This window comes from Isoptericola sp. NPDC019482, from assembly GCF_040632295.1.
GTDB lineage: Bacteria > Actinomycetota > Actinomycetes > Actinomycetales > Cellulomonadaceae > Isoptericola.
Window position 1 is genome coordinate 39,825 of record NZ_JBEYBQ010000023.1, and the last position, 21,462, is coordinate 61,286.

21 protein-coding genes are annotated in these 21,462 nt (G+C 75.4%); 14 read left to right on the forward strand and 7 right to left on the reverse strand.

Annotated features, from left to right (window positions below; all coding sequences use genetic code 11):
• Positions 1 to 3: 3 nt before the first annotated feature.
• The gene (locus tag ABZ493_RS14945; protein ID WP_430582930.1) at positions 4 to 1,473 is read right to left on the reverse strand and encodes an FAD-dependent monooxygenase; all 1,470 of its coding nucleotides are present in this window, start codon (positions 1,471 to 1,473) and stop codon (positions 4 to 6) included.
• Between the two features lie 63 nt (positions 1,474 to 1,536).
• On the opposite strand from ABZ493_RS14945, the gene ABZ493_RS14950 reads away from it, so the two are divergent.
• Positions 1,537 to 2,925, forward strand: coding sequence for a replication-associated recombination protein A (locus ABZ493_RS14950; RefSeq protein ID WP_430582931.1), 1,389 nt, complete (start codon positions 1,537 to 1,539; stop codon positions 2,923 to 2,925).
• 66 nt (positions 2,926 to 2,991) lie between these two features.
• On the opposite strand, the gene ABZ493_RS14955 is transcribed toward ABZ493_RS14950, so the two are convergent.
• The gene (locus ABZ493_RS14955; RefSeq protein ID WP_430582932.1) at positions 2,992 to 3,435 is read right to left on the reverse strand and encodes a globin domain-containing protein; all 444 of its coding nucleotides are present in this window, start codon (positions 3,433 to 3,435) and stop codon (positions 2,992 to 2,994) included.
• Between the two features lie 331 nt (positions 3,436 to 3,766).
• Between ABZ493_RS14955 and rpsD the strand changes: the two genes are divergently transcribed.
• The 10 genes from rpsD to aroB all read left to right on the forward strand — a co-directional run bounded on the left by rpsD (position 3,767) and on the right by aroB (position 13,859).
• Positions 3,767 to 4,393 (forward strand): 30S ribosomal protein S4, encoded by a 627-nt coding sequence (gene rpsD, locus ABZ493_RS14960; protein WP_430582933.1) that lies wholly within the window; start codon positions 3,767 to 3,769, stop codon positions 4,391 to 4,393.
• A gap of 157 nt (positions 4,394 to 4,550) precedes the next feature.
• Complete coding sequence (locus ABZ493_RS14965; protein ID WP_430582934.1) at positions 4,551 to 4,931, forward strand: DUF948 domain-containing protein; 381 nt, start codon at positions 4,551 to 4,553, stop codon at positions 4,929 to 4,931.
• On the forward strand, positions 4,931 to 5,335 hold the full coding sequence (locus ABZ493_RS14970; RefSeq protein WP_430582935.1) for a hypothetical protein: 405 nt from the start codon (positions 4,931 to 4,933) through the stop codon (positions 5,333 to 5,335). The genes ABZ493_RS14965 and ABZ493_RS14970 overlap by 1 nt, the downstream gene beginning before the upstream one ends.
• 136 nt (positions 5,336 to 5,471) lie before the next feature.
• A complete protein-coding gene (alaS, locus tag ABZ493_RS14975) occupies positions 5,472 to 8,183 on the forward strand; it encodes an alanine--tRNA ligase (protein WP_430582936.1) in 2,712 nt (903 codons plus the stop codon).
• On the forward strand, positions 8,180 to 8,740 hold the full coding sequence (ruvX, locus tag ABZ493_RS14980; RefSeq protein ID WP_430582937.1) for a Holliday junction resolvase RuvX: 561 nt from the start codon (positions 8,180 to 8,182) through the stop codon (positions 8,738 to 8,740). Before alaS ends, ruvX begins: the two co-directional genes overlap by 4 nt.
• A 67-nt stretch (positions 8,741 to 8,807) precedes the next feature.
• The gene (gene mltG, locus ABZ493_RS14985; protein ID WP_430582938.1) at positions 8,808 to 9,956 is read left to right on the forward strand and encodes an endolytic transglycosylase MltG; all 1,149 of its coding nucleotides are present in this window, start codon (positions 8,808 to 8,810) and stop codon (positions 9,954 to 9,956) included.
• Position 9,957: 1 nt separating this feature from the next.
• Positions 9,958 to 10,845: a shikimate dehydrogenase gene (locus ABZ493_RS14990; RefSeq protein WP_430582939.1), complete on the forward strand. Its 888-nt coding sequence runs from the start codon at positions 9,958 to 9,960 to the stop codon at positions 10,843 to 10,845.
• A 43-nt stretch (positions 10,846 to 10,888) separates the two neighbouring features.
• Positions 10,889 to 12,106 carry a chorismate synthase gene (aroC, locus tag ABZ493_RS14995; RefSeq protein ID WP_430582940.1) on the forward strand — a complete coding sequence of 406 codons (1,218 nt, stop codon included), beginning with the start codon at positions 10,889 to 10,891 and terminating at the stop codon, positions 12,104 to 12,106.
• Complete coding sequence (locus ABZ493_RS15000) at positions 12,103 to 12,708, forward strand: shikimate kinase (RefSeq protein WP_430582941.1); 606 nt, start codon at positions 12,103 to 12,105, stop codon at positions 12,706 to 12,708. The genes aroC and ABZ493_RS15000 overlap by 4 nt, the downstream gene beginning before the upstream one ends.
• Positions 12,705 to 13,859 (forward strand): 3-dehydroquinate synthase, encoded by a 1,155-nt coding sequence (gene aroB, locus ABZ493_RS15005; RefSeq protein ID WP_430582942.1) that lies wholly within the window; start codon positions 12,705 to 12,707, stop codon positions 13,857 to 13,859. The genes ABZ493_RS15000 and aroB overlap by 4 nt, the downstream gene beginning before the upstream one ends.
• Here the strand turns inward: aroB and ABZ493_RS15010 are convergent.
• Positions 13,856 to 14,302 carry a hypothetical protein gene (locus tag ABZ493_RS15010; RefSeq protein WP_430582943.1) on the reverse strand — a complete coding sequence of 149 codons (447 nt, stop codon included), beginning with the start codon at positions 14,300 to 14,302 and terminating at the stop codon, positions 13,856 to 13,858. The two genes, aroB and ABZ493_RS15010, sit on opposite strands and share 4 nt — an antisense overlap.
• A 65-nt stretch (positions 14,303 to 14,367) precedes the next feature.
• Between ABZ493_RS15010 and ABZ493_RS15015 the strand changes: the two genes are divergently transcribed.
• Entirely contained in the window at positions 14,368 to 15,093 is a 726-nt protein-coding gene (locus tag ABZ493_RS15015) for a winged helix-turn-helix domain-containing protein (RefSeq protein ID WP_430582944.1), read from the forward strand.
• A 38-nt stretch (positions 15,094 to 15,131) separates the two neighbouring features.
• Here the strand turns inward: ABZ493_RS15015 and ABZ493_RS15020 are convergent, their stop codons facing one another.
• Together ABZ493_RS15020 and ABZ493_RS15025 are read right to left on the reverse strand one after the other, a co-directional pair.
• Positions 15,132 to 15,938 (reverse strand): glycerophosphodiester phosphodiesterase, encoded by an 807-nt coding sequence (locus ABZ493_RS15020; RefSeq protein WP_430582945.1) that lies wholly within the window; start codon positions 15,936 to 15,938, stop codon positions 15,132 to 15,134.
• Positions 15,935 to 17,017 carry an alpha/beta hydrolase gene (locus tag ABZ493_RS15025; protein ID WP_430582946.1) on the reverse strand — a complete coding sequence of 361 codons (1,083 nt, stop codon included), beginning with the start codon at positions 17,015 to 17,017 and terminating at the stop codon, positions 15,935 to 15,937. Before ABZ493_RS15025 ends, ABZ493_RS15020 begins: the two co-directional genes overlap by 4 nt.
• Before the next feature lie 84 nt (positions 17,018 to 17,101).
• Between ABZ493_RS15025 and ABZ493_RS15030 the strand changes: the two genes are divergently transcribed.
• On the forward strand, positions 17,102 to 18,571 hold the full coding sequence (locus tag ABZ493_RS15030) for an MFS transporter (RefSeq protein ID WP_430582947.1): 1,470 nt from the start codon (positions 17,102 to 17,104) through the stop codon (positions 18,569 to 18,571).
• Here the strand turns inward: ABZ493_RS15030 and sigJ are convergent.
• Positions 18,510 to 19,559: an RNA polymerase sigma factor SigJ gene (sigJ, locus tag ABZ493_RS15035; protein ID WP_430582948.1), complete on the reverse strand. Its 1,050-nt coding sequence runs from the start codon at positions 19,557 to 19,559 to the stop codon at positions 18,510 to 18,512. The two genes, ABZ493_RS15030 and sigJ, sit on opposite strands and share 62 nt — an antisense overlap.
• Positions 19,560 to 19,652: 93 nt before the next feature.
• On the opposite strand from sigJ, the gene ABZ493_RS15040 reads away from it, so the two are divergent.
• Entirely contained in the window at positions 19,653 to 20,006 is a 354-nt protein-coding gene (locus tag ABZ493_RS15040; protein WP_430582949.1) for a DUF1801 domain-containing protein, read from the forward strand.
• Between the two features lie 15 nt (positions 20,007 to 20,021).
• Here ABZ493_RS15040 and ABZ493_RS15045 read toward each other — a convergent pair whose 3' ends face one another.
• Entirely contained in the window at positions 20,022 to 21,425 is a 1,404-nt protein-coding gene (locus ABZ493_RS15045) for an FAD-binding oxidoreductase (protein ID WP_430582950.1), read from the reverse strand.
• Positions 21,426 to 21,462: the final 37 nt, after the last annotated feature.

Consider the following 21,462-nt stretch of genomic DNA (forward strand, 5'->3'; position numbering starts at 1 on the left):
ACCTCATCGAGCCCCCGCCGAGCCCGCGGACCGCGCGTCGGAGAGGTAGCCGTCGGGGCGCACGAGCAGCGTCGCGTCGCGGCCGTCCGCGCGTCGCACGACGACCCGCTCGACCGCGTCGACCTCGCCGGGTCCCGGCGGGACCTCCGCCGGGTCGCCCTCGGCGGGCCCGACGAGCACGAAGCGGCCCGTGCGCAGCGCCTCGGCCAGGCGCGACCCCGAGGGGCCGGGGACCAGCGGCAGGTCCGGCACGCGGCACCCGGCTGCCGGGTGTGCGCCGGGCGGGGCCGGGTAGCGCACGCCGAGGGCGGAGACGGTGGCGGCGGCACGCCGGCGCACGGGCGCGGCCCGGCCCAGCAGCGTGGCCCCGGCCGCGCGCACGACGGCGGCCCCGCGGCCCCGCCTCGTGGCGAGCCGCAGGATCGTGCCGCTCGTGCGGAGCACCTGGGCTCCGACGGGGTGGCGCTCGGCCGAGTACCCGTCGAGCACGGTGTCGTCGGCGCCGCGGACCACGGCGGCGAGGCGCCAGGACAGGTTCGCGGCGTCCTGCAGGCCTGTGTTCATGCCGAGCCCGCCGGCCGGGCTGTGCGCGTGCGCGGCGTCGCCCGCGAGCAGCAGGCGCCCCGCACGGTATCGGGGTGCCTGACGCTCGTCGGCGGCGAAGCGGGTCGCGAACCGCAGCTCGGTCATGCCGTGGTCGTCGCCGAGCGTCGCCCGCGCGAGGGTGCGGACCTCGTCCAGGGCGACGGGCCTGTCGTCGCCGGGGTCCAGCGCCTCGTCCCAGCCGATGAAGCGGTACCAGTCGCCGCCGAACGGGGCGAGGAAGCCCAGCGCCCCGCCCGCCGACGCGACGGTGAGCGCGTCCGCTGGCGGACGCTCCAGGCGCACGTCCGCCAGCACCATCGCACGGATCACCGTCTCGCCGGGGAAGGGGAGGCCCGCCGCCCGCCGCACCGTCGAGCGCACGCCGTCCGTGCCGACCACCCACGGCGCGCGCAGGCGTACGGAGGAATCACCCTCGTCGCCGTTCTCGTCGACCGCCACCACCGTGGCACCGACGTCGTCCTGGACGACGTCGGTGACGTGCACCCCGTGCCGGAACACGGCGCCCGCGTCCTCCGCCCGGCGGCGCAGCAGCCGCTCCACCTCGTACTGCGGGGTGACGAGCACGAACGGGTACCGGCCGGGCAGCGTGTCGAGGCGCACGTCGACGCGGCCGAACACCCGGATGCGCTGCACGCGCCGCCCGGTGGTGAGGAGCTCGTCTGCGAGCCCGCGCGCGTCGAGCGCCTCGAGGCTGCGGGCGTGCACGGCGAACGCGCGGGTGAGGTTGCTCAGGCCCTGCGGCCGCTTCTCGACCACGACGACCCGCGCGCCCGCGCGGGCCAGGTCCCCGGCCAGGAGCAGCCCGGTGGGTCCCGCCCCGACGACCACGACGTCGGCGTCCATGGGGCCCACCCTAGGGCGAGTCATGTCACAGCAGCAGGGTGGTCGCGCGCGTCCGGCGCGTGGGTGGCCCTCCGTAGGCTGAGGCCCATGGACCTGTTCGACGCCGCGCTCACCGGCAACCGCGGCACGCCGGCGACCGGCCGCACCGGGCCGAGCGCGCCCCTGGCCGTGCGCATGCGCCCGGCCGCCCTCGACGAGGTCGCGGGTCAGGCGCACCTCCTCGTGCCCGGCTCGCCGCTGCGCCGTCTGGTGGAGCCGGACGACGAGTCCGCCCGGCGGGCCGCGCCCGGGTCCGTGATCCTCTGGGGGCCGCCCGGCGTGGGCAAGACGACCCTCGCGTACCTGGTCGCGACGGTCTCCGGGCGCCGGTTCGTCGAGCTCTCCGCGGTCACGGCCGGCGTCAAGGAGGTGCGCCAGGTCGTCGAGGACGCCCGGCGGCGCCTCGCGACGGGCGGCGAGGAGACCGTCCTCTTCATCGACGAGGTGCACCGCTTCTCCAAGACGCAGCAGGACGCGCTGCTGCCGAGCGTCGAGAACCGCTGGGTGACGCTCGTCGCCGCCACCACCGAGAACCCGTCGTTCTCCGTGAACTCCCCGCTGCTGAGCCGCTCCCTGCTCCTCACGCTCAAGCCGCTCACGTCCGACGACGTCCGCGCACTCGTGCGTCGCGCCGTCGCGGACGAGCGCGGCCTGGACGGCGCCGTCGCGCTGGCGGAGGACGCCGAGGACCAGCTCGTGCGCATGGCGGGGGGCGACGCGCGCAAGGCACTGACGATCCTGGAGGCCGCCGCCGGCGCGGCGCTCGCGGACGCGGGCCCCGGCCGCGACCCCGGGGACCCGGTCGCCGTGGACCTCGACACGGTCGAGCGCGCCGTCGACGTCGCCGCCGTGCGGTACGACCGCGACGGCGACCAGCACTACGACGTGATCTCCGCGTTCATCAAGTCCATCCGGGGCTCCGACGTGGACGCCGCCCTGCACTACCTGGCGCGGATGGTCGCGGCGGGCGAGGACCCGAGGTTCATCGCGCGGCGCCTGGTGATCTCCGCGGCGGAGGACGTCGGCATGGCCGACCCGTCCGCCCTGCAGACCGCGGTGGCGGCCGCGCAGGCCGTCCAGCTCATCGGCATGCCCGAGGGACGGATCGTCCTCGCGGAGGCGGTCGTCCACCTGGCGACCGCGCCGAAGTCGAACCGGGCGTACCAGGGGATCGACGCGGCGCTGGCCGACGTGCGCGCGGGCAAGGCGGGCGTGGTGCCGCCGCACCTGCGGGACGCGCACTACGCGGGCGCCGACGGGCTCGGGCACGGCAAGGGCTACCGGTACGCGCACGACGCGCCGCACGCCATCGCGGCGCAGCAGTACCTGCCCGACGAGCTCGCCGGCCGCCGGTACTACGACCCGAGCGACCGCGGGTTCGAGAAGCAGGTCACCGACCGGGTGGCGCGGATCCGGCAGATCCTCGACGGCGCGTGACGCGCGTGCCTGACGCGTGTGCCTGACGCGTGTGCCTGACGCGTGTGCCCGGCCGGTGACCGGGCGTCAGGCCGCCTCGAGCTCGACCAGGGTGCTCGCCATCGTCCGGTAGACCTCGTCCCACGCGGCCGCCACCTCCGGCGTCACCGCGTCACCCAGCACCGCGACGATGGCCGCGAACAGGTGCTGGTGCACCACCTCGTACTGGGCCGGCTCGACGCCGACGGCGCGGTGCCGGCGGGCGACCGGGGCGAGCACGTCGCGGGGGTCGGCCTCCTCGTCGACGACGAGCATCGCCGCGCACGAGGTGATCGCGGCCGCGAGCGCGCGCTGCTGCGTGCCGTCGGCGATGCGCTCGGGGGAGAACATCGAGCCGAGCAGGCCGGGGTGCTCGTCCAGGAGCGTCCCGTAGAAGATCGTGGTGATGTCGTCGATCGAGTCCTCGACCACGGGCAGGGTGGAACGGACCACCTCGGCGGTGCGGGGCGAGAGCGTGACGGGGGAGGTCATCCTGGGGACTCCTTCGGGCGAGGTGCCGGCGCCGTGCCGGCGGTGCACAGTCAACCGGTGGGCGAGGACGGCGACAAGACCTTGCGCAGGACGGACGTCGCGCAGGACGGACCTTGCCGGAGGCGGCGGCCGGTCCGGGCTCGGGCCGGGCCGTCCCGGGGATGCGGTAAGATGCTGCGGTTGCCGTTTCCGGCGACCGCCTGGGACCTCGGCCCCGTGAGTACCCGCCCCGCGCAGGAGCTCCATCGGCTGGTCCCGCACCCGAGACCTCCCCTCACGGGGTGGACGTCGGGTGTGACCTCATCCATCACCACAGGACAGGAAGCAACCAGTGACCGCTGTCACCAAGTCGCGCCGCCAGGTCCGCCTGAGCCGCAAGCTCGGCCTCGCGCTGACCCCGAAGGCCGTCCGCCACTTCGAGAAGCGCCCCTACCCCCCGGGTGAGCACGGCCGCGCCCGCCGCCGCACCGAGTCGGACTACGCGGTCCGTCTCCGCGAGAAGCAGCGTCTGCGCGCGCAGTACGCGCTCCGCGAGAAGCAGCTCCTCAAGGTCTACGAGAACGCCCGCAAGCACCCGGGCCTGACCGGTGAGGTCATGGTCGAGGACCTCGAGACGCGTCTCGACGCGCTCGTGCTGCGCGCCGGCTTCGGCCGTACCATCCTGCAGGCCCGCCAGGCCGTGACGCACCGTCACATCCTGGTGGACGGCAAGATCGTCGACCGCCCGTCGTTCCGCGTGAAGCCGGGCCAGACCGTCCAGGTCAAGCCGAAGTCGCAGACGACGACGCCGTTCCAGGTCGCCGCCGCCGGCGCGCACCGCGACGTCCTGCCGGCCGTCCCGGGCTACCTCGACGTGAACCTCGAGAAGCTGTCGGCCACGCTGACCCGCAAGCCGAAGCGTGCCGAGGTCCCCGTGACCTGCGAGGTGCAGCTCGTGGTCGAGTTCTACGCGCGCTGATCGAGCGCACCGCCGCGGACCGGTCCGCAGCACCCGGACGCCCCGTCACCCGCCTCGCGGGGGGCGGGGCGTCCGCCGTTCGCGTCGGCGGTCTGCAGGGAGTCACCCGGGATAGGGTGACGACCGACCGTCTGACGCCTGTGCGAGGAGAGATCTGATGTCGATGGGTGACGTGGCCGGGCTCATCGCGGCCGTCGCGTTCGTGCTGCTCGTGGGCCTGCTCGCGATCCCGCTCGTGAAGCTGGGCCGCGTGCTGGACGAGGCGACGCGCTCCATCCGCGAGGTCACCGAGCACTCGGTGCCGATCCTCGACGAGGCGGCCACCACGGTGGCCTCCACCAACGACCAGCTGGTCAAGGTGGACACGATCACGACGTCGGCGGCCCAGGTGAGCGAGAACGTGTCGGCGCTGGCCGGCCTGTACGCCTCGACGCTCGGCCGCCCTCTCGTGAAGGTCGCCGCCTTCTCCTACGGCGTGCGCCAGGCGTTCGCGCGGGCGTCGCGCTCGGGCCGCGACGAGCCGAAGGCCGGCCGCTGATGCGCCGGCTGTTCTGGGTCGGCGTGGGCGTGGTGGTCACGGTCGTCGTCGTCCAGCGGGGCCGCAAGATCGTGGCGCAGTACGCGCCCGAGGCCGTGGTCGACCGCGCGGAGCGCGCGGCGCAGGACGCCGGACGGCGGGCGGAGACGTTCGTCGCCACGTTCCGGCGCGAGTTCTCGCAGGCCCGCAGCGCCCGCGAGGCCGAGCTCACCGCCGCCCTGCTGGCGGAGGGTCAGCCGGACCCGGACGACGTCCGCGCGAGCGGGTTGCGGCCCGCGGACCTGCGCGGCGGTCCCGGGCGGGCCCGGCACGCGGCCCCGGAGCCCGACCGTCGCCCCGACGGGCGCCCCGACACCGAGGCCGAGACCGCCGCCGACGAGGCCGATCTCGGGTACTCGTTCTGATACTCGCGCCGCCTGATACTCGCTCCGCGAAATCTCGTTCCGACCATCCCCCGGCGGGCGCGAGAATAGGGGACGGCCGTCGCCACGACGGCGCCCACCCGCTCGCCCGTCAGCCTCGACATCACTGAAGGACACCATGCGCACCGCCGAGATCCGTAAGCGTTGGCTCGACTACTTCGAGTCGAAGGACCACGCGATCGTGCCCAGCGCACCCCTGGTCTCGCCGGACCCGTCGATCCTGTTCACGATCGCGGGCATGGTGCCCTTCATCCCGTACATCCTCGGCACCGAGCCGGCGCCGTGGCCGCGGGTCGCCAGCGTGCAGAAGTGCATCCGCACCAACGACATCGAGAACGTGGGCCGCACCACGCGCCACGGCACGTTCTTCCAGATGAACGGCAACTTCTCCTTCGGGGACTACTTCAAGCGCGAGGCGATCGACTTCGCGTGGGAGCTGCTCACGTCCGGGCAGGACAAGGGCGGCTACGGGCTCGACGGCGACCGCCTCTGGGTGACCATCTGGGAGGAGGACGCCGAGGCCTTCGAGGCGCTGACGAAGGGCGTCGGGCTCGACCCGAAGCACGTGGTGCGCCTGCCCCGCGAGGAGAACTTCTGGGACACGGGCCAGCCGGGCCCGGCAGGCCCCTGCGCCGAGTGGCACTACGACCGTGGCCCGGCGTACGGCCCCGACGCCGTGGGTGGCACGGTCGACCCGGGCGGTGACCGCTACCTGGAGATCTGGAACCTGGTCTTCGACCAGTTCGTGCGCGGCGAGGGCCAGGGCAAGAACTACCCGCTGCTGGGCGAGCTCGAGCACAAGAGCATCGACACCGGCGCGGGCCTGGAGCGCATCGCGTACCTGCTGCAGGGCAAGGAGAACCTCTACGAGATCGACGAGGTGTACCCCGTCATCGCGCGCGTGGAGGAGCTGACGGGCAAGCGCTACGGCGCCGACCCCGAGGACGACGTGCGGATGCGCGTGATCGCCGACCACGTGCGCTCGTCCCTCATGGTCATCGGCGACGGCGTGCGCCCGTCGAACGAGGGCCGCGGCTACGTGCTGCGCCGGCTGGTCCGCCGCGCCGTGCGCGCGGTGCGCCTGCTGGGCGTCGACGAGGTCGCGATGCCGTCCCTGCTGCCGGTGTCGAAGGACGCGATGAAGGCGTCCTACCCTCAGCTGGAGGCCGACTTCGGCCGCATCAGCGACGTCGCGTACGCGGAGGAGGACGCGTTCCGCCGCACCCTCGCGCAGGGCACGACCATCCTCGACACGGCCGTGGGCCGCGCCAAGTCGCGCGCCACGGACGGGGTGGACGGCGGCACCCCGGTGCTCGGCGGGGCGGAGGCGTTCCAGCTGCACGACACCTACGGCTTCCCGATCGACCTCACGCTCGAGATGGCGGCCGAGCAGGGCGTCCAGGTGGACGAGAAGGCGTTCCGCGACCTCATGGCGGAGCAGAAGCAGCGCGCCCGCGCGGACGCGCTCGCCAAGAAGACGGGTCACGCCGACCTGCGCTCGTACGAGACCCTGAACAAGGAGCTTGCCGCGCCGGTCGAGTTCCTCGGGTACACGGACACGGAGTCCGCGGTGACGGTGGCCGGCCTGCTGGTGGACGGCGTGCCCGCCCCCGCGGCGACCGCGCCCGCCGACGTCGAGGTCGTGCTCGACCGCACGCCTTTCTACGCCGAGGCGGGCGGCCAGCTCGCCGACCAGGGCACGATCGTGCTCGACGGCGGCGCGACCATCGAGGTCGACGACGTGCAGCGCCCGGTCAAGGGCCTGTCGGTGCACCGCGGCCGCCTGGTCGAGGGCACGGTCGCGCTGGGCGACCCCGGCACGGCGACGATCGACGTCGCGCGCCGCGTCGCGATCAGCCGCGCGCACTCGGCCACGCACATGATCCACAAGGCGCTGCACGAGATGGTCGGGCCGGACCGCACCCAGGCCGGGTCGGAGAACGCCCCGAGCCGCGTGCGCTTCGACTTCCGCTCGCCCACGCCGGTGCCGGGGGACGCGCTCGGCGAGATCGAGGAGCGCGTCAACTCGCGCCTGACCGAGAACCTCGAGGTGACCGACGCGACCATGCCGATCGCCCGCGCCCGCGAGCTGGGCGCCATGGCGCTGTTCGGAGAGAAGTACGGCGACACCGTGCGCGTCGTGTCCATCGGCGGCGACTGGTCGCGCGAGCTGTGCGGCGGCACGCACGTCAAGGCCACGGGCGAGGTGGGTCGCGTCGCGCTGCTCGGCGAGGCGTCGATCGGCTCCGGCGTGCGTCGCGTGGACGCCCTGGTGGGCGACGGCGCGTACGGCTTCCAGGCGAAGGAGCACGCCCTGGTGGGCCAGCTCACCGGCCTGCTGGGCGCGCGCCCCGACGAGCTCGCCGACCGCGTCGGCTCGCTCCTCACCCGCCTCAAGGAGACGGAGAAGGAGCTCTCCGGGATGCGCCAGGAGCGGATCCTCGCCGCGGCGGGCGCGCTCGTCGCGCAGGCGGAGCGTGTCGGCGACGTCCGCGTCGTCGCGCACGACGCCGGCGAGGTCGCCTCGGCGGACGACCTGCGCGCGCTGGCGCTCGACGTCCGCGGGCGCCTGGGCGACGCCGAGGCGGCGCTCGTCGCCGTCGGCGGCGTGGCGGGCGGGCGGCCCCTGGTGGTCGTGGCCACCAACGCGGGCGCCCGGGACGCGGGCCTGCGGGCCGGCGACTTCGTCAAGGCCGCGGCGAAGACCCTCGGCGGCGGGGGCGGCGGCAAGCCGGACCTCGCCCAGGGCGGCGGCACCGACGCGGCCGCGCTCCCGGCCGCGCTGGCCGGCGTGGCCGAGGGCGTGCGCTCGGCTCAGGTGGGCGCGTGACGCCTGGGCCGTACGGGTCGGGCTCGCCGGAGCAGGACGTGCCCCGCGGGCTGCCGCGGGGCGCGCGGCTCGGGGTCGACGTCGGCAAGGCGCGCATCGGCCTCGCGGGCAGCGACCCGGACGGCCTGGTGGCCACGCCGGTCGAGACCGTTCCGCGCGTCCTGGACGTGCCCGCGGGCGCGGACGGCGCGCCCGCGGTGACGGCCGACGTCGCGCGCATCGCGGCGGAGGCCGAGGAGCGGTTCGCCGCGGTCGTGTACGTGGGGCTGCCACGGCACCTGTCGGGGGCGGAGGGCGCCGCCACGGCGGACGCGCGCGAGTTCGCGACCCGGCTGGCCGCCGCCGTCGCGCCCGTCGAGGTCCGCCTGGTCGACGAGCGGATGACGACCGTGACCGCGCACGCCCAGCTCCGCTCGGCGGGGCGACGCACCAAGGCCCACCGGTCTGTCGTCGACCAGGCCGCAGCCGTTATCATTCTGCAATCTGCACTCGACGTGGAGCGGTCGGCCGGGGGGCGTGCCGGCGAGCTCGTCGAACCGCGGACACCGGGCGTCTGAGCAGCCCGGACAGCAGCAGCCGACCCATCGAGCCCACCCCAGGCCCTGTCAGAAGGAAGAACCCGGCGTGACGGACCTCTTCGAGCACCCCGCCCTCCAGGAGGCGCCCGCGGCACCCACGCGGCGCCGTTCGGCCGCCGGCCGGAGGGCTGCCGCCAAGCGCAAGCGCCGCCGTCGGCAGCGCACCGCCGTGGTGCTGGTGGTGGTGCTCGCCTTCGTCGGCGCGGGCGCCTACCTGCTCTGGGACCGCATGGACTCGCTGGTCGGCGGGCTGCCCTTCATCGGATCGCAGAACGAGGACTACCCGGGCCCGGGCGGCGACCCGGTCGAGGTCGTCATCCCGGAGGGCGCCACGGGCGGCCAGATGGGCACCGTGCTCGCGGAGGCCGGGGTCGTGGCCAGCGCAGGCGCCTTCACGGACGCGTTCGGCCAGAACCCCGCCGCCGCCGGCATCCAGCCGGGCACCTACCAGCTGCAGGCCGAGATGAAGGCCTCCGACGCCGTCGCCGCGCTGGTGAAGAACGAGAAGCTCCAGACCGAGGTGACCATCCCCGAGGGCTACACCGTCGCGCAGATCGTGGACCGTGTGGGGTCGGTCACCGAGATCACCGAGAAGGAGCTTGAGAAGGCGTTGAAGGACCCGGAGTCCTTCGGCCTGCCGAAGCAGGCGGACGGCAACGCCGAGGGGTGGCTGTTCCCGAAGACGTACACCGTCCAGCCGGGCGACGACGCCACGACGCTCCTGACGGCGATGGTGAACCAGACGAAGAAGGAGTTGGAGTCCCTCGGCGTTGACGACTCCGACTGGAACGACGTGCTGAACAAGGCGTCGTTGGTGGAGAAGGAGGCGCCGGACGGGTATCGCGGCGAGGTCGCGCGGGTGATCGAGAACCGGCTGGACCGCGGCGAGGCGCTGTACCTGGACGCCATCAACTCCTACGGGCTCGGCAAGCCGGCGGACCAGATCACGAAGGCGGAGTTCGCCGACGCGAGCGACCCGTACAACTCCCGCAAGAACACCGGGCTCCCGCCCACACCGATCGCCAACCCTGGGCAGGCGTCCGTCGAAGCCGTCCTGGACCCGCCCGAGGGCGACTGGAACTGGTACGTAACCGTGAACCTCGAGACTGGCGAGACCAAGTTCACCAACTCGTACGACGAGTTCCAGGTCTTCAAGCGGGAGTACCAGGAGTGGGCTGAGGAGAACGCCGGCTGACATGACCGTCTTCCGACGAGCGGCGGTGCTGGGCCACCCCGTCGCGCACTCCCTCTCGCCCGTGCTGCACCGGGCCGCCTATGACGCACTCGGCCTGGAGGGCTGGGAGTACTCCGCGATCGACACGACCGTCGCGGACCTCCCGGCGCTGGTGCGGCGGCTGGACCTCGGTTGGGCCGGCCTGAGCGTCACCATGCCGCTGAAGCATGCGGTCATGGACCTGGTGGACCATATCGACCCGCTCGCCGTGGCCGTGGGCGCCGTGAACACGGTGCTCGTCGGGCCGGCGCAGTGCGGTGTGACCCTCACCGGCACCAACACCGACGTCTACGGGCTCGTCACCGCGCTGCGCGAGGGGTTCGCGGCCCAGGGTCGTGGCTCCGGTGCAGGAGCGGAGAGCGCCGTCGTGCTCGGCGGCGGCGCCACCGCCGCGTCAACGCTCGCCGCGCTGGGCGAGCTCGGCTGCACGACGCCGCGCGTCCTGGTCCGCTCCCTCGGCCGCACGGCGGGCCTGCAGGAGGCGGCGGCACGCATGGGCGTGACGCCTCGGTTCGAGGTCCTCGACCCGTCGGCGTCGCTCGGCGCGCTGCGGGACGCCGACGTCGTCGTCTCCACCATGCCGGCCTATGCCGCCGACCCCGTCGCTGCCGCCCTCGCCGCCCAGGGCGGAGCCCCGGCGGGCGTGCTGCTCGACGTCGTCTACGACCCACGTCCCACCGCGCTGTCCTCCGCCTGGGCGGACGCGGGCGGCACCGTCGTCGGGGGCGAACGGATGCTGCTGCACCAGGCGGTGGAGCAGGTGCGCCTGATGACGGGCCGGACGGCGCCGGTCGCGGCCATGGACGAGGAGCTCGGCCGGGCCCTGGCGGCCCCGGCGTCCGCCCGCTGACCACCGGACGGACCCGCCGCCCGGGCGTGGAAGAATCGCAGGCATGCTGCGCTGGATGACGTCGGGGGAGTCGCACGGTCCGTCACTCGTGGGGGTGCTGGAGGGACTGCCCGCCGGCGTCGAGGTGGTGACCGCGGACATCCAGGCCGCGCTCGCCCGCCGCCGGCTCGGCTACGGCCGCGGCGCCCGCATGAAGTTCGAGCAGGACGCCGTGCGCGTGCTCGGCGGCCTGCGCCACGGGATCACGCAGGGCGGCCCGCTGGCCTTCGAGATCGGCAACACCGAGTGGCCCAAGTGGACCGACGTCATGTCGCCGGACCCGGTCGACCGCGACGCGCTGCTGGTGGACGCCGGCACCGGCGACGAGCGCGAGATCGCGCGCAACCGGCCGCTCACCCGCCCCCGCCCCGGCCACGCCGACCTCGTCGGCATGCGCAAGTACGGCTTCGACGACGCCCGCCCGGTGCTCGAGCGCGCGTCCGCCCGCGAGACGGCGACGCGAGTCGCGCTCGGCCTGGTCGCGACGAAGTTCCTCGAGCAGGCCGTCGGCGTCCGGCTGGTGTCGCACGTCGTGGCGATCGGCCCGGTCGAGGTGCCCGAGGGCGCCGACCTGCCCGGCCCGGACGACGTCGCCGCCCTCGACGCCGACCCGGTGCGCTGCTTCGACGCCGCGACGAGCGCGGCGATGGTCGCGGAGATCGACGAGTGCCGCAAGGACGGCGACACCCTCGGCGGCGTCGTCGAGGTGCTCGCCTACGACGTGCCCACCGGCCTCGGCAGCTACGTGCAGGGCGACCGGCGCCTCGACGCCCGTCTCGCGGGCGCACTCATGGGGATCCAGGCGATCAAGGGCGTCGAGGTCGGCGACGGCTTCCGCACCGCCCGCCGCCGCGGCTCGGCCGCGCACGACGAGATCGAGCGCGGCGACGACGGCCACATCCACCGCCGCTCCAACCGCGCGGGCGGCATCGAGGGCGGCATGAGCAACGGCGAGGTGCTGCGCGTGCGCGCCGCGATGAAGCCGATCTCCACCGTGCCGCGCGCCCTGGCGACGGTCGACGTCGCGACGGGCGAGGCCGTCACCGCGCACCACCAGCGCTCCGACGTGTGCGCGGTGCCGCCCGCCGCCGTCGTCGCCGAGGCGATGGTGGCGCTCGAGCTCGCGCAGGCCGTCGTCGAGAAGTTCGGCGGGGACTCGGTGACCGAGGTGCGGCGCAACGCCGAGGCGTACCTGGCCTCGATCCCCGAGCTGCTGCGATGAGCGCGGGCGTGCCGCGCGCCGTCCTCATCGGCCCGCCCGGCAGCGGCAAGACCACGGTGGGCCGCCTGCTCGCGCAGCGGCTCGGCGTCGCGTTCCGGGACACTGACGCGGACGTCGAGGAGACCGCGGGCAAGCCGGTCGCCGAGATCTTCGTGGACGACGGCGAGCCGCGGTTCCGCGAGCTGGAGCGCGAGGCCGTCACGACGGCCCTGGCCTGCCACCCCGGCGTCCTCGCCCTCGGCGGCGGCGCGGTGATGGACGAGCACACCCAGCGGGCGCTCGAGGGCTACGCCGCCGGCGGCGGCACCGTCGTCTTCCTCGACGTGTCCCTCGCGCACGCCGCGCCCCGCGTCGGCTTCAACCAGTCCCGCCCGCTGCTCGTGGGCAACCCGCGGGCCCGGTGGGTCGAGCTGATGCAGGCGCGCCGCCCCACCTACGAGCGGCTCGCCACGGTGCACGTCGTCTCCGACGAGCGGCCCCCGCAGGAGGTCGCCGCGCAGGTGCACGCCGGCGTCACGGGCGCACCCGTACCCGCGGGCGCAGAAGCGACCGCACAGCAAGGCCCGTCCGCGGGCGGATCGGCACAGGAGGTCCAGTCATGACGGTCCGCGTGACCGTGCAGGGCAGCACGACGGAAGCACAGCCCTACGACGTCGTCGTCGGGCGACACCTGCTCGGCGAGCTGCCGAGCCTGCTCGGCGACGGCGTGCGGCGGGTGCTCGTCATGCACCCGGCGTCGCTGCAGACCACCGGCGAGGCGGTCCGCGAGGACCTCGTGGCGCAGGGCTACGAGGCGTTCGCGGTCGAGCTGCCGGACGCGGAGGAGCAGAAGACCGCCCAGGTGGCGGCGTTCTGCTGGCAGGTGCTGGGCCAGGCCGACTTCACGCGGTCCGACGCGATCGTGTCCGTCGGCGGCGGCGCGACGACGGACCTCGCCGGGTTCGTCGCGGCCACCTGGTTGCGGGGCATCAAGGTCGTGCACGTGCCGACCACGCTGCTCGCGATGGTCGACGCCGCCGTGGGCGGAAAGACGGGCATCAACACGGCCGAGGGCAAGAACCTCGTGGGCGCGTTCCACCCGCCCGCCGGGGTGCTGTGCGACCTGGCGGCCCTGGAGTCCCTCGACCGCTGGGACCTCGTCGCCGGCATGGCCGAGGTCGTGAAGACCGGCTTCATCGCCGACCCGCGCATCCTCGAGCTGGTCGAGGAGCACGCCGACGAGCTGCGCGGGTGGAAGGGCGCGGACACCACGCCCGAGACCTGGGAGGTGCTGACCGAGCTCATCGAGCGCTCGGTGCGGGTCAAGGCGCGCGTGGTGGGGGAGGACCTCACGGAGCAGGGGCTGCGGGAGATCCTCAACTACGGGCACACCCTGGGGCACGCGATCGAGCTCACCGAGCGCTACCAGCTGCGGCACGGCGCCGCGGTCGCGGTGGGGATGGTCTTCGCGGCCGAGCTCGCGCGCCTGGGCGGCAAGCTCGACGACGCCGTCGTGGACCGGCACCGGTCGATCCTCGACTCGCTCGGGCTGCCCACCACCTACCGCGGCGACCGCTGGGACAAGCTCCTCGCCGCCATGCAGCGTGACAAGAAGACCCGCGGCAACCTGCTGCGCTTCGTCGTGCTGGACGACGTCGCGAAGCCGACGCGCCTCGAGGGGCCGGACCCGACGCTGCTCGCCGCCGCGTACGCGGAGGTCTCGAAGGAGCCCCCGGCCGGCCGGCCGGGCGTGACGGTCCAGCTCGGGCTCTAGCCAGCGCTCCCACCCGGTCGGTGCGCGGCCTCGCGCTCCGCGTCCCACGCGCGCACGACGTCCCGGCACGTAGGCATGTCCTCGTCCGCGACGAGCAGCACGAGGTTGCCGTCGTGGTCGCTGTACAGGTGCTCCACGACGACGCCCGCGTCGGCGAGGCGGCGCGCGAACGCCCCCATCTGCCCCGGGACGTCCTGGGCGAGGCGGGTCGTGACGACGTCGCGGGCGGTGGCCGGCCCGAGCCCTGCCCCGGCGAGGGCGGCGACGGCGCGCGGCCCGTCGTCGACGAGGAAGTGCGCGACGCGCCCGCCGCCGAGGCTGGTCACGCCCCCGCCCTCCAGGCTGACGCCGGCGCGCCCGAGCGTCTCGCCCAGGTCGGCCAGCGCGCCGGGCGTGGCGGGCAGCGGGACCTCGAGGTCCGCGAAGCTCTCCGGTGTGCTCATGCCTGGACGATAGGCGTGGGACGCTTCGGCGTCCGCCGAAGTGTCGTCGCCGTATCGTCGGGCTCATGGGTGGCGACGGGCGGGACCGGGACTTCACCGACGTCGGGCGGGCGCTGTCCGCGCCGGCGCGGTCGGCGATGGTCGGGCTGCTCATGGACGGCACGGCACGCCCCGCCGGGGAGCTGGCACGGGCGGCGGGCGTGGGCGCACCCGCCGCGTCCGAGCACCTGGCGGTGCTCGTGGCCGCCGGGCTGGTGACCGGCCGGGCCCGCGGCAGGCACCGGTACTACGCCCTCGCGGGACCGGACGTGGCCGACGCGCTGGAGGCCCTCGGCGCGCTGGCGGGCCCGGTGCCGGTGGCGGGGCTGCGGCGCAGCCGGGAGGCCGACCGGCTGGCGGCGGCCCGGTTCTGCTACGACCACCTCGCGGGCCGGCTCGGCGTGGGGCTGGCCGAGGCGTGCGTCGCGCGGGGATGGCTGGACGGCGCCGACGTCCTCGCCCTCACGGACGAGGGCGCCCACGGGCTGCGCGGGCTCGGCGTGGACGTGGACGGCGCGACCGCCGCCCGCCGCCCGACGACGCGGGCCTGCCTGGACTGGACCGAGCGCCGGGTGCACCTGGCCGGGGCGCTCGGCGCCGCCGTCGGCGCCCGCTTCCTCGACGCCGGATGGGTGGCGCGGACGAGCGGGCGGGGGCTGCGGCTCACCCCGAGCGGGCAGGCGGTGGTGCGCGAGACGTGGGGCGTCGAGCCCGCGCCGGCCGGCGGCATCACCTGGCCGGGACGCGCCTGACGGGCGGGCCCGCGGGAGGCGCCCGGAACGGGAGACGCTCAGCCCCACAGGCCGCGGGCGACGAGCACGTCGCGCAGCAGGTCGGCGCGGTCGGTGACGATGCCGTCGACGCCGAGGTCGAGCAGGCGGCCCATCTCCCCGGGCTCGTTGATCGTCCACACGTGCACCTGGCGCCCGGCGCGGTGGGCGGCGGCGACCGTCCGCGCGTCGACCACGGGCACGCGGCCCTCGGAGACGGGGACCTGCAGGGCGTCCACGTCGCGCAGCGCGCGGCGGACGAGCGCGTCCACGCGCAGGCGGGCGCCGGCGAGGAAGCGCACCACCTCGCGCCGGCCGGCGGACGTCGCGACCGGCCGGGACAGGCGGGCGAGCGTCGCGCGGCGGCGGCGGGCGTCGAACGACGTGACGCAGACCCGGTCGTGCGCGCCCGTGCGCTCGATCGCGGCAGCCGTGGGCTCGATCCCGGAGTCCTCCTTGACGTCGACGTTGACCCGCAGGTCGGGCCACGTGCCGAGCACGTCGTCGAGCCGCGGCACGGGCTCGCTGCCGCCGATGCGCGCGTGCCGCACGACCGACCACGGCAGGTCGGCCACGCGACCGGTGGCGTCGGTGGTCCGGTCGAGGGACGCGTCGTGCAGGGCGACGGCGACGCCGTCGGCGGTGCCGTGCGCGTCGGTCTCGACGTACCGGAAGCCCAGCTCGACTGCGGCGGCGAACGCGGCGAGGGAGTTCTCCAGGTTCTCCCGGCCGTGCGAGAAGCCGCGGTGCGCCAGCGCGAGGACGGACAGCGGCGCGCCGTCGCCGCCGCGGGGGTCGAGGTACGGGTGCGCGGGTGCGGGTCTCATGGTGCCTCCTGGGGTCCGGGCAGGCGGGGTCTGAGCAGGCGAGCGTCAGGCAGGCGGGCGTCCGGCAGGTGGCCGTCCGGCAGGTGGGCTTCGAGCCAGGCCAGGACGCCGTCGAGGTAGGCGTGCCGCGGGGCGTCGGCGGACAGGGCGAGGTCGTGCACGCCGCCGGGCACGACGAGGGACGTCGCGTCGGGACCCACCCGGGGCGTCAGGGCCGCGATCCGCCGGACGTCGAGCACGGTGTCCTGCGCGTCGAGCCGCGGGTTGTCGGTCCGGTCGGGGCCGGAGGAGTCGCTGCGCGCGACCAGGACCGGCCCGGGCACGGCGAGACCGCGGGCCAGGCGGGCCTGCGCCCGCGTGACCGTGCGGAGCCAGCCCGCGCGCGCCGGGAGACCCTCGGGGCGCTTGAGCGTCGTGTCGAAGTCCCACCGGCCGCCGTGGGAGGCGTGCTGGTACGTGGCGTACACCGAGGGGTTCGCGCTCACGACGGCGAGCGGACGTCGTCGTCCCAGCATCTCGAGCACCGCGGAGCGGCCCGCGTCCGCGAGCCGCGAGCCGCTGAGGGAGAAGAAGGGCGAGTTCAGCACCAGGAGGTCGGGCCCGTGCGCCGGGTCGTGCCGGACGGCGTGCGCCCACAGCGCCGCGCTCAGGCCGCCCGTCGAGTGCGCGTGCACCACGACCGGCAGCCCCGGGTCGAGCTCCCGGACCGCGTGCGCCGCCGCGGACAGGTCGGCGCCCGCCTCGCGCAGGCTCGCGACGTAGTGCGGGGGGAGCGGGTCGTCCGTGCCGCCGCCGGGGCCGCCGTCGAGCAGGGAGCGCCCGGCGCGGCGCAGGTCGACGGCGTAGAGCACGAGACCGGCGGACACGAGGGCCCGCGCGAGGTGCGCCTGGAAGAAGTAGTCGTTGTACCCGTGCACGTGCAGGACGGCGGCGCGCGGCCGCTCCGGCCGGTCGACGGCCCGCACGAGCGTCGCGGGTCCCAGAGGCCGCTCCTCGAAGCCGTGGCCGAGGAGCCGGTCCGTCCGCCAGCCCCCGTCCAGGGCGGTGCGCGGGGACGGCGGCGGGGCGGGGACGGGCACGGCGCGATCGTATCCACGCGTCGCGCGCACGGCGCGCCGTCGCGCCCCTCCCGCCGGGCCGTCGCGTCCGGCAGACTGCGCCTCATGAGCGACCGACCGGCGGTGCCGGAACCCGCACCCGACGCCGCGCCCACCGCCCCGCACGGGTCGCCGCACACCTCACCTCACGAACCGCTGCACGACGGCGCGGCGAGGTCGGGCGTCGCGGAGGCGCTGGTGCCGCGCCGTCAGGTCGTCTCGTGGGCGATGTGGGACTGGGCGACGCAGCCGTTCAACACCGTGATCGTCACGTTCGTCTTCACGGCGCTGTACCTCACGAGCGACGCCTTCCTGACGCCGGAGGTGGCGGCGCTGCCCGCGACCGACCCGGTGCACGAGCGTGCCCAGGCGGGGCTCACCAGCGGCCTGGGGCTGTGGATCACGATCGGCGGCCTGCTCGTGGCCCTGCTGGCGCCCGTGCTGGGCCGCCGCGCCGACGTCGAGGGTCGTCGCAAGGCCTGGGTGGGCGGCGCCACGCTGGTCATGGTCCTGGCCATGGCGGCGCTGTTCGCGGTCCGCGCCGACCCGGCATGGTTCGTGCTCGGCGCCGCGCTCGTGTCCCTCGGCAGCGTGGCGAGCGAGATCGCCGGCGTGAACTACAACGCGATGCTCGTGCAGGTGTCCACGCGCGCCACCGTGGGGCGGGTGTCCGGCCTCGGGTGGGGGCTGGGGTACCTGGGTGGGATCGTCGCGCTCGTCCTCGTGGTGGTGGCGCAGACGTTCGACTGGTGGGGGATGCCCACCGACGACGGCCTGGCCTACCGGGTCATCGCGCTCGGGTGCGCCCTGTGGGCCGTGGCATTCGCGTGGCCGTTGTTCCGCTACGTGCCCGAGGCGCCGCCCGCCGACGACCGCCCGCGCGTCGGGTTCTTCGCCGGGTACGTCGTCCTGGTGCGCGACGTGGTCGCCCTGTACCGGCACGAGCGGCCCACCTTCTGGTTCCTGCTCGCGAGCGCCGTCTACCGCGACGGGCTGTCGGCCGTGTTCACGTTCGGCGCCGTCATCGCCGCGGTGTCGTTCCGGTTCAGCGACGACGCGGTGATCGCGTTCGGCATCGCCGCCAACCTGCTCGCCGGCCTCAGCACGATCGTCGCCGGGCGCCTGGACGACCGGTTCGGGCCGCGCGCCGTGATCATCGGCTCGCTCACCGGGCTCGTGGCGTGCGGGCTGCTCGTCGTCGCGCTGCACCCGTTCGGGTCCGCCGTGTTCTGGGTGGCGGGGCTGGCGCTGACCTGCTTCGTCGGCCCCGCGCAGGCCGCGTCCCGCTCCCTGCTGGCCCGCGTGGCGCCCGCCGGGCGCGAGTCCGAGATCTTCGGCCTCTACGCCACGACGGGCCGCGCGGTGTCGTTCCTCGCCCCCTCGATGTGGACGCTGCTCATCGCGCTCACCGGCGCCACCATCTGGGGCACCCTCGGCATCGTCGCCGTCATCCTCGTGGGCCTGGTGCTCATGCTCAAGGTGACGGTGGGCCGTCCGGAGCCTGCGGTGCCCGACGCCGCCGCCCCGCGGCCCTGAGCTCTGCGGCCACGGCCTCCAGGTCGGCCAGCGGCGCAAGGTGCCGCAGCTTCTCCGGGTTGATGACGCCGTCGATCCGGGCGATGCGGCCGCCGGAGACCTGCAGGGCGTACGTGCCGATGACGCCGCCGCCCACGGAGTCGTCGGCGTAGGCGATCATGCCCGGGCCGCCGTTGACCACGGTCGCCTCGATGCGTGCCGGCGCGCCCCGCCTCGCGAAGCCCGCCAGCAGCCGGGCCACCGCCACGTTCCCCGACACCGGCCGCGACACCGCCAGCCCCGCGGGCACGTTGCCGCCGCTGTCGCCGGTGAGCGCGACGTCGTCGGCCAGCAGTGCCACCAGACCGTCGACGTCGCCCTCCTCGGTCGCCGCGATGAACCGCCGCACCAGCTCCTCGGCGTGCGGGTCGGGCGCCCCGGCCCGCACGTCCGCCGCGGCGTCCTGCCGCGCCGCCACGCGCCGCCGCGCCCGGGACGTGAGCTGCCGTGCGGCCAGCTCCGTCGTCCCGATCACCTGGGCCGACTCCCGGTGGGGATAGCCGAACACGTCGTGCAGCAGGAACGCGGCCCGCTCCGCCGGCGTGAGGGTCTCCAGCAGCACGAGGAACGCCGTGGACAGGTCGTCGGCGAGCTCCGCGTGCGCGGCGGCCTCCCGGCCCGCCGACCCGGCGGCGACGACGTCCCCGACCAGCGGCTCGGGCACCCACTCGCCGACGTACGACTCGCGCCGCACCCGCGCCGAGCGCAGCACGTCCAACGCGATCCGCGTCGCCACGGTGGTGGTGTACGCGGCCGGGTTCACCACCGCCGGGTCCACCATCCCGACAGGGGCCACGCGCAGCATGGCCTCCTGGGCCACGTCCTCCGCCTCCGTGACGCTGCCGAGCATCCGGTACGCGGCACCGAACGCCACCCGGCGCAGGTCCTCGAGGTCGGCCTCGGTCGCCCGCGAGGTACGTCGTCGGGCAGGGGTGTCCGTCCGTGGCATGGTGCCCATCCTTCCGCGGGGGCGGTCCGTCCGCCCCCGCACTGCCGACGACGCGGCGTGGCGAGACGTGACCGGACGCCCCACGATGGGCCCGTGGGAGACGTCGAGGACTACCTGGCCACCCTGTCCGGACCGGAACGTGACGCCGTGGCGCGCGTCTATGAGCGGGCGCGGTCCCTGGTCCCCGACGTCGAGGAGGGGCGCAGCTACGGCATGCCGGCGCTGCGCTACCGCGGCAGCCCCCTGGTGAGCGCCATGGTCACCCGCACGCACGTGGGCCTCTACCCGTTCAGCCCCGAGGTCCTCGTGGCGCTCGCGGACGACCTGGACGGGTTCCGCACCACCAAGGGCTCCGTCTCCTTCCAGCCGGACGCGCCGCTGCCGGACGACGTCGTCGACCGGCTGGTGCTGGCCCGTCGCGACGAGATCGACGCGCGGGCCCGCTGAGCCCCGCCGGCCGCGCTACGCCGGCGGCACGTTGACGTTGCCGCGGAACACGTTCTCCGGGTCGTAGCGGCGCTTCACGTCGCGCAGCCGCTCCCACGTGGGCCCGGGGTAGGCGGCCCGCGCGACGTCGAGCCCGCCGTCGAGGCTGAAGTTCACGTACGCGCCGTCCGGGCCGCGCAGCCGGTCGGCCAGCGCGTCCACCCAGGGTCGGTACCGGGCGGCGCCCGCCGCGTCGCGCGCGACCGCGGCGACGTTGCCCACCAGGCGCGCCCCGCGGTGGGCGTAGGCCGTCGCGTCGGCGGGGACGTCCGCCACCGCGCCGCCGAGCACGCGCAGCTGGGCGGCGCGCATCAGCGCGTCGGATCCCTCCAGCTGCTCCAGGAGGTGGGCCGCGGCGGCCCCGTCGAGCCCGTCGGCGAAGAACGTGCGCCCGGTCGCGACGAGCGGGCCGCCCTCCGGCCCGCCCTCCAGCAGGCTGGGGTAGGGCGCGGTGCGCAGGCCGTCCAGCAGGGCGCCGCCGGCGCGGTCCGCGACGTCGCGCAGCGGCGCGAGGGCCGCGTCCGCCCGGTCGAGGGGGCCGGACCAGCAGGCGTTGGCCATGACCACGAGGCGCCCGTGCCACTGGTCGGGGATCATCGGCATCGGCGGCGCGGGCATGACCATGACGATCATCGTCAGCTCGGGCGGCGCGGCGTCCGCGGCGGCGACGACGTCGGCGAGGGCCTCGGGAGTGGCCGGCATGAGGAGCACCCCGCCGACCACCTGCGACACCTCGTGCAGGGCGAACCGGAACCGGGTGACGACCCCGAAGTTGCCCCCGCCGCCGCGCAGCGCCCAGAACAGGTCGGGCTCGTGGTCGGAGTCGGTGCGCACCACCTCGCCGTCGGCGGTCACGACCTCCGCGCCGAGGAGGCTGTCGATCGTCATGCCGAGCGAGCGCGACAGCAGGCCGACGCCGCCGCCCAGCGTGATGCCGCCGACGCCGACCGAGCCGGTGTCGCCGAACGGGGTCGCCAGGCCGTGCTCCCCGGCGGCACGCGAGTACGCGCCTGCGGTGATGCCGCCGCCGGCCCAGGCGGTGCGGCCGTCGACGTCGAGCTCGACGCCGTCCAGGCCGCGCAGGTCCAGCGTGAGGGCGCCGTCGGCGGCGCCGAGGCCGAACACGGAGTGCCCGCCCGAGCGGACGGACACCTCGACGCCGGTGTCGCGCGCGAAGCGCACCGCGCGGACCACGGCGTCGGTGCCGGTGGGGCGCACGACCGCCGCGGGACGCTGCTCGACGCCGCCCGGCTCGATCGTGCGGGCGGCGCCGTAGCCGTCGTCGTCGGGCGCGACCACGGGCGTGCCGTCCCCGAGGACGGCGCGGAGCCTGTCGACCGGGACGGCGGGGGACGTGGGGGGATTCGAGGTCTGGGACATCGTGACTCCTCAGAGGGGCGCCGGTGCGAGGCAACGG

Excerpts from the sequence above, each read along its gene's own strand:
- ABZ493_RS14945 (WP_430582930.1), bottom strand. The coding sequence starts at position 1,473 with ATGACTCGCCCTAGGGTGGGCCCCATGGACGCCGACGTCGTGGTCGTC.
- ABZ493_RS14950 (WP_430582931.1), top strand. The coding sequence starts at position 1,537 with ATGGACCTGTTCGACGCCGCGCTCACCGGCAACCGCGGCACGCCGGCG.
- ABZ493_RS14955 (WP_430582932.1), bottom strand. The coding sequence starts at position 3,435 with ATGACCTCCCCCGTCACGCTCTCGCCCCGCACCGCCGAGGTGGTCCGT.
- ABZ493_RS14965 (WP_430582934.1), top strand. The coding sequence starts at position 4,551 with ATGTCGATGGGTGACGTGGCCGGGCTCATCGCGGCCGTCGCGTTCGTG.
- ABZ493_RS14970 (WP_430582935.1), top strand. The coding sequence starts at position 4,931 with ATGCGCCGGCTGTTCTGGGTCGGCGTGGGCGTGGTGGTCACGGTCGTC.
- alaS (WP_430582936.1), top strand. The coding sequence starts at position 5,472 with ATGCGCACCGCCGAGATCCGTAAGCGTTGGCTCGACTACTTCGAGTCG.
- ABZ493_RS14990 (WP_430582939.1), top strand. The coding sequence starts at position 9,958 with ATGACCGTCTTCCGACGAGCGGCGGTGCTGGGCCACCCCGTCGCGCAC.
- aroC (WP_430582940.1), top strand. The coding sequence starts at position 10,889 with ATGCTGCGCTGGATGACGTCGGGGGAGTCGCACGGTCCGTCACTCGTG.
- ABZ493_RS15000 (WP_430582941.1), top strand. The coding sequence starts at position 12,103 with ATGAGCGCGGGCGTGCCGCGCGCCGTCCTCATCGGCCCGCCCGGCAGC.
- aroB (WP_430582942.1), top strand. The coding sequence starts at position 12,705 with ATGACGGTCCGCGTGACCGTGCAGGGCAGCACGACGGAAGCACAGCCC.
- ABZ493_RS15010 (WP_430582943.1), bottom strand. The coding sequence starts at position 14,302 with ATGAGCACACCGGAGAGCTTCGCGGACCTCGAGGTCCCGCTGCCCGCC.
- ABZ493_RS15015 (WP_430582944.1), top strand. The coding sequence starts at position 14,368 with ATGGGTGGCGACGGGCGGGACCGGGACTTCACCGACGTCGGGCGGGCG.
- ABZ493_RS15020 (WP_430582945.1), bottom strand. The coding sequence starts at position 15,938 with ATGAGACCCGCACCCGCGCACCCGTACCTCGACCCCCGCGGCGGCGAC.
- ABZ493_RS15030 (WP_430582947.1), top strand. The coding sequence starts at position 17,102 with ATGAGCGACCGACCGGCGGTGCCGGAACCCGCACCCGACGCCGCGCCC.
- sigJ (WP_430582948.1), bottom strand. The coding sequence starts at position 19,559 with ATGCCACGGACGGACACCCCTGCCCGACGACGTACCTCGCGGGCGACC.
- ABZ493_RS15045 (WP_430582950.1), bottom strand. The coding sequence starts at position 21,425 with ATGTCCCAGACCTCGAATCCCCCCACGTCCCCCGCCGTCCCGGTCGAC.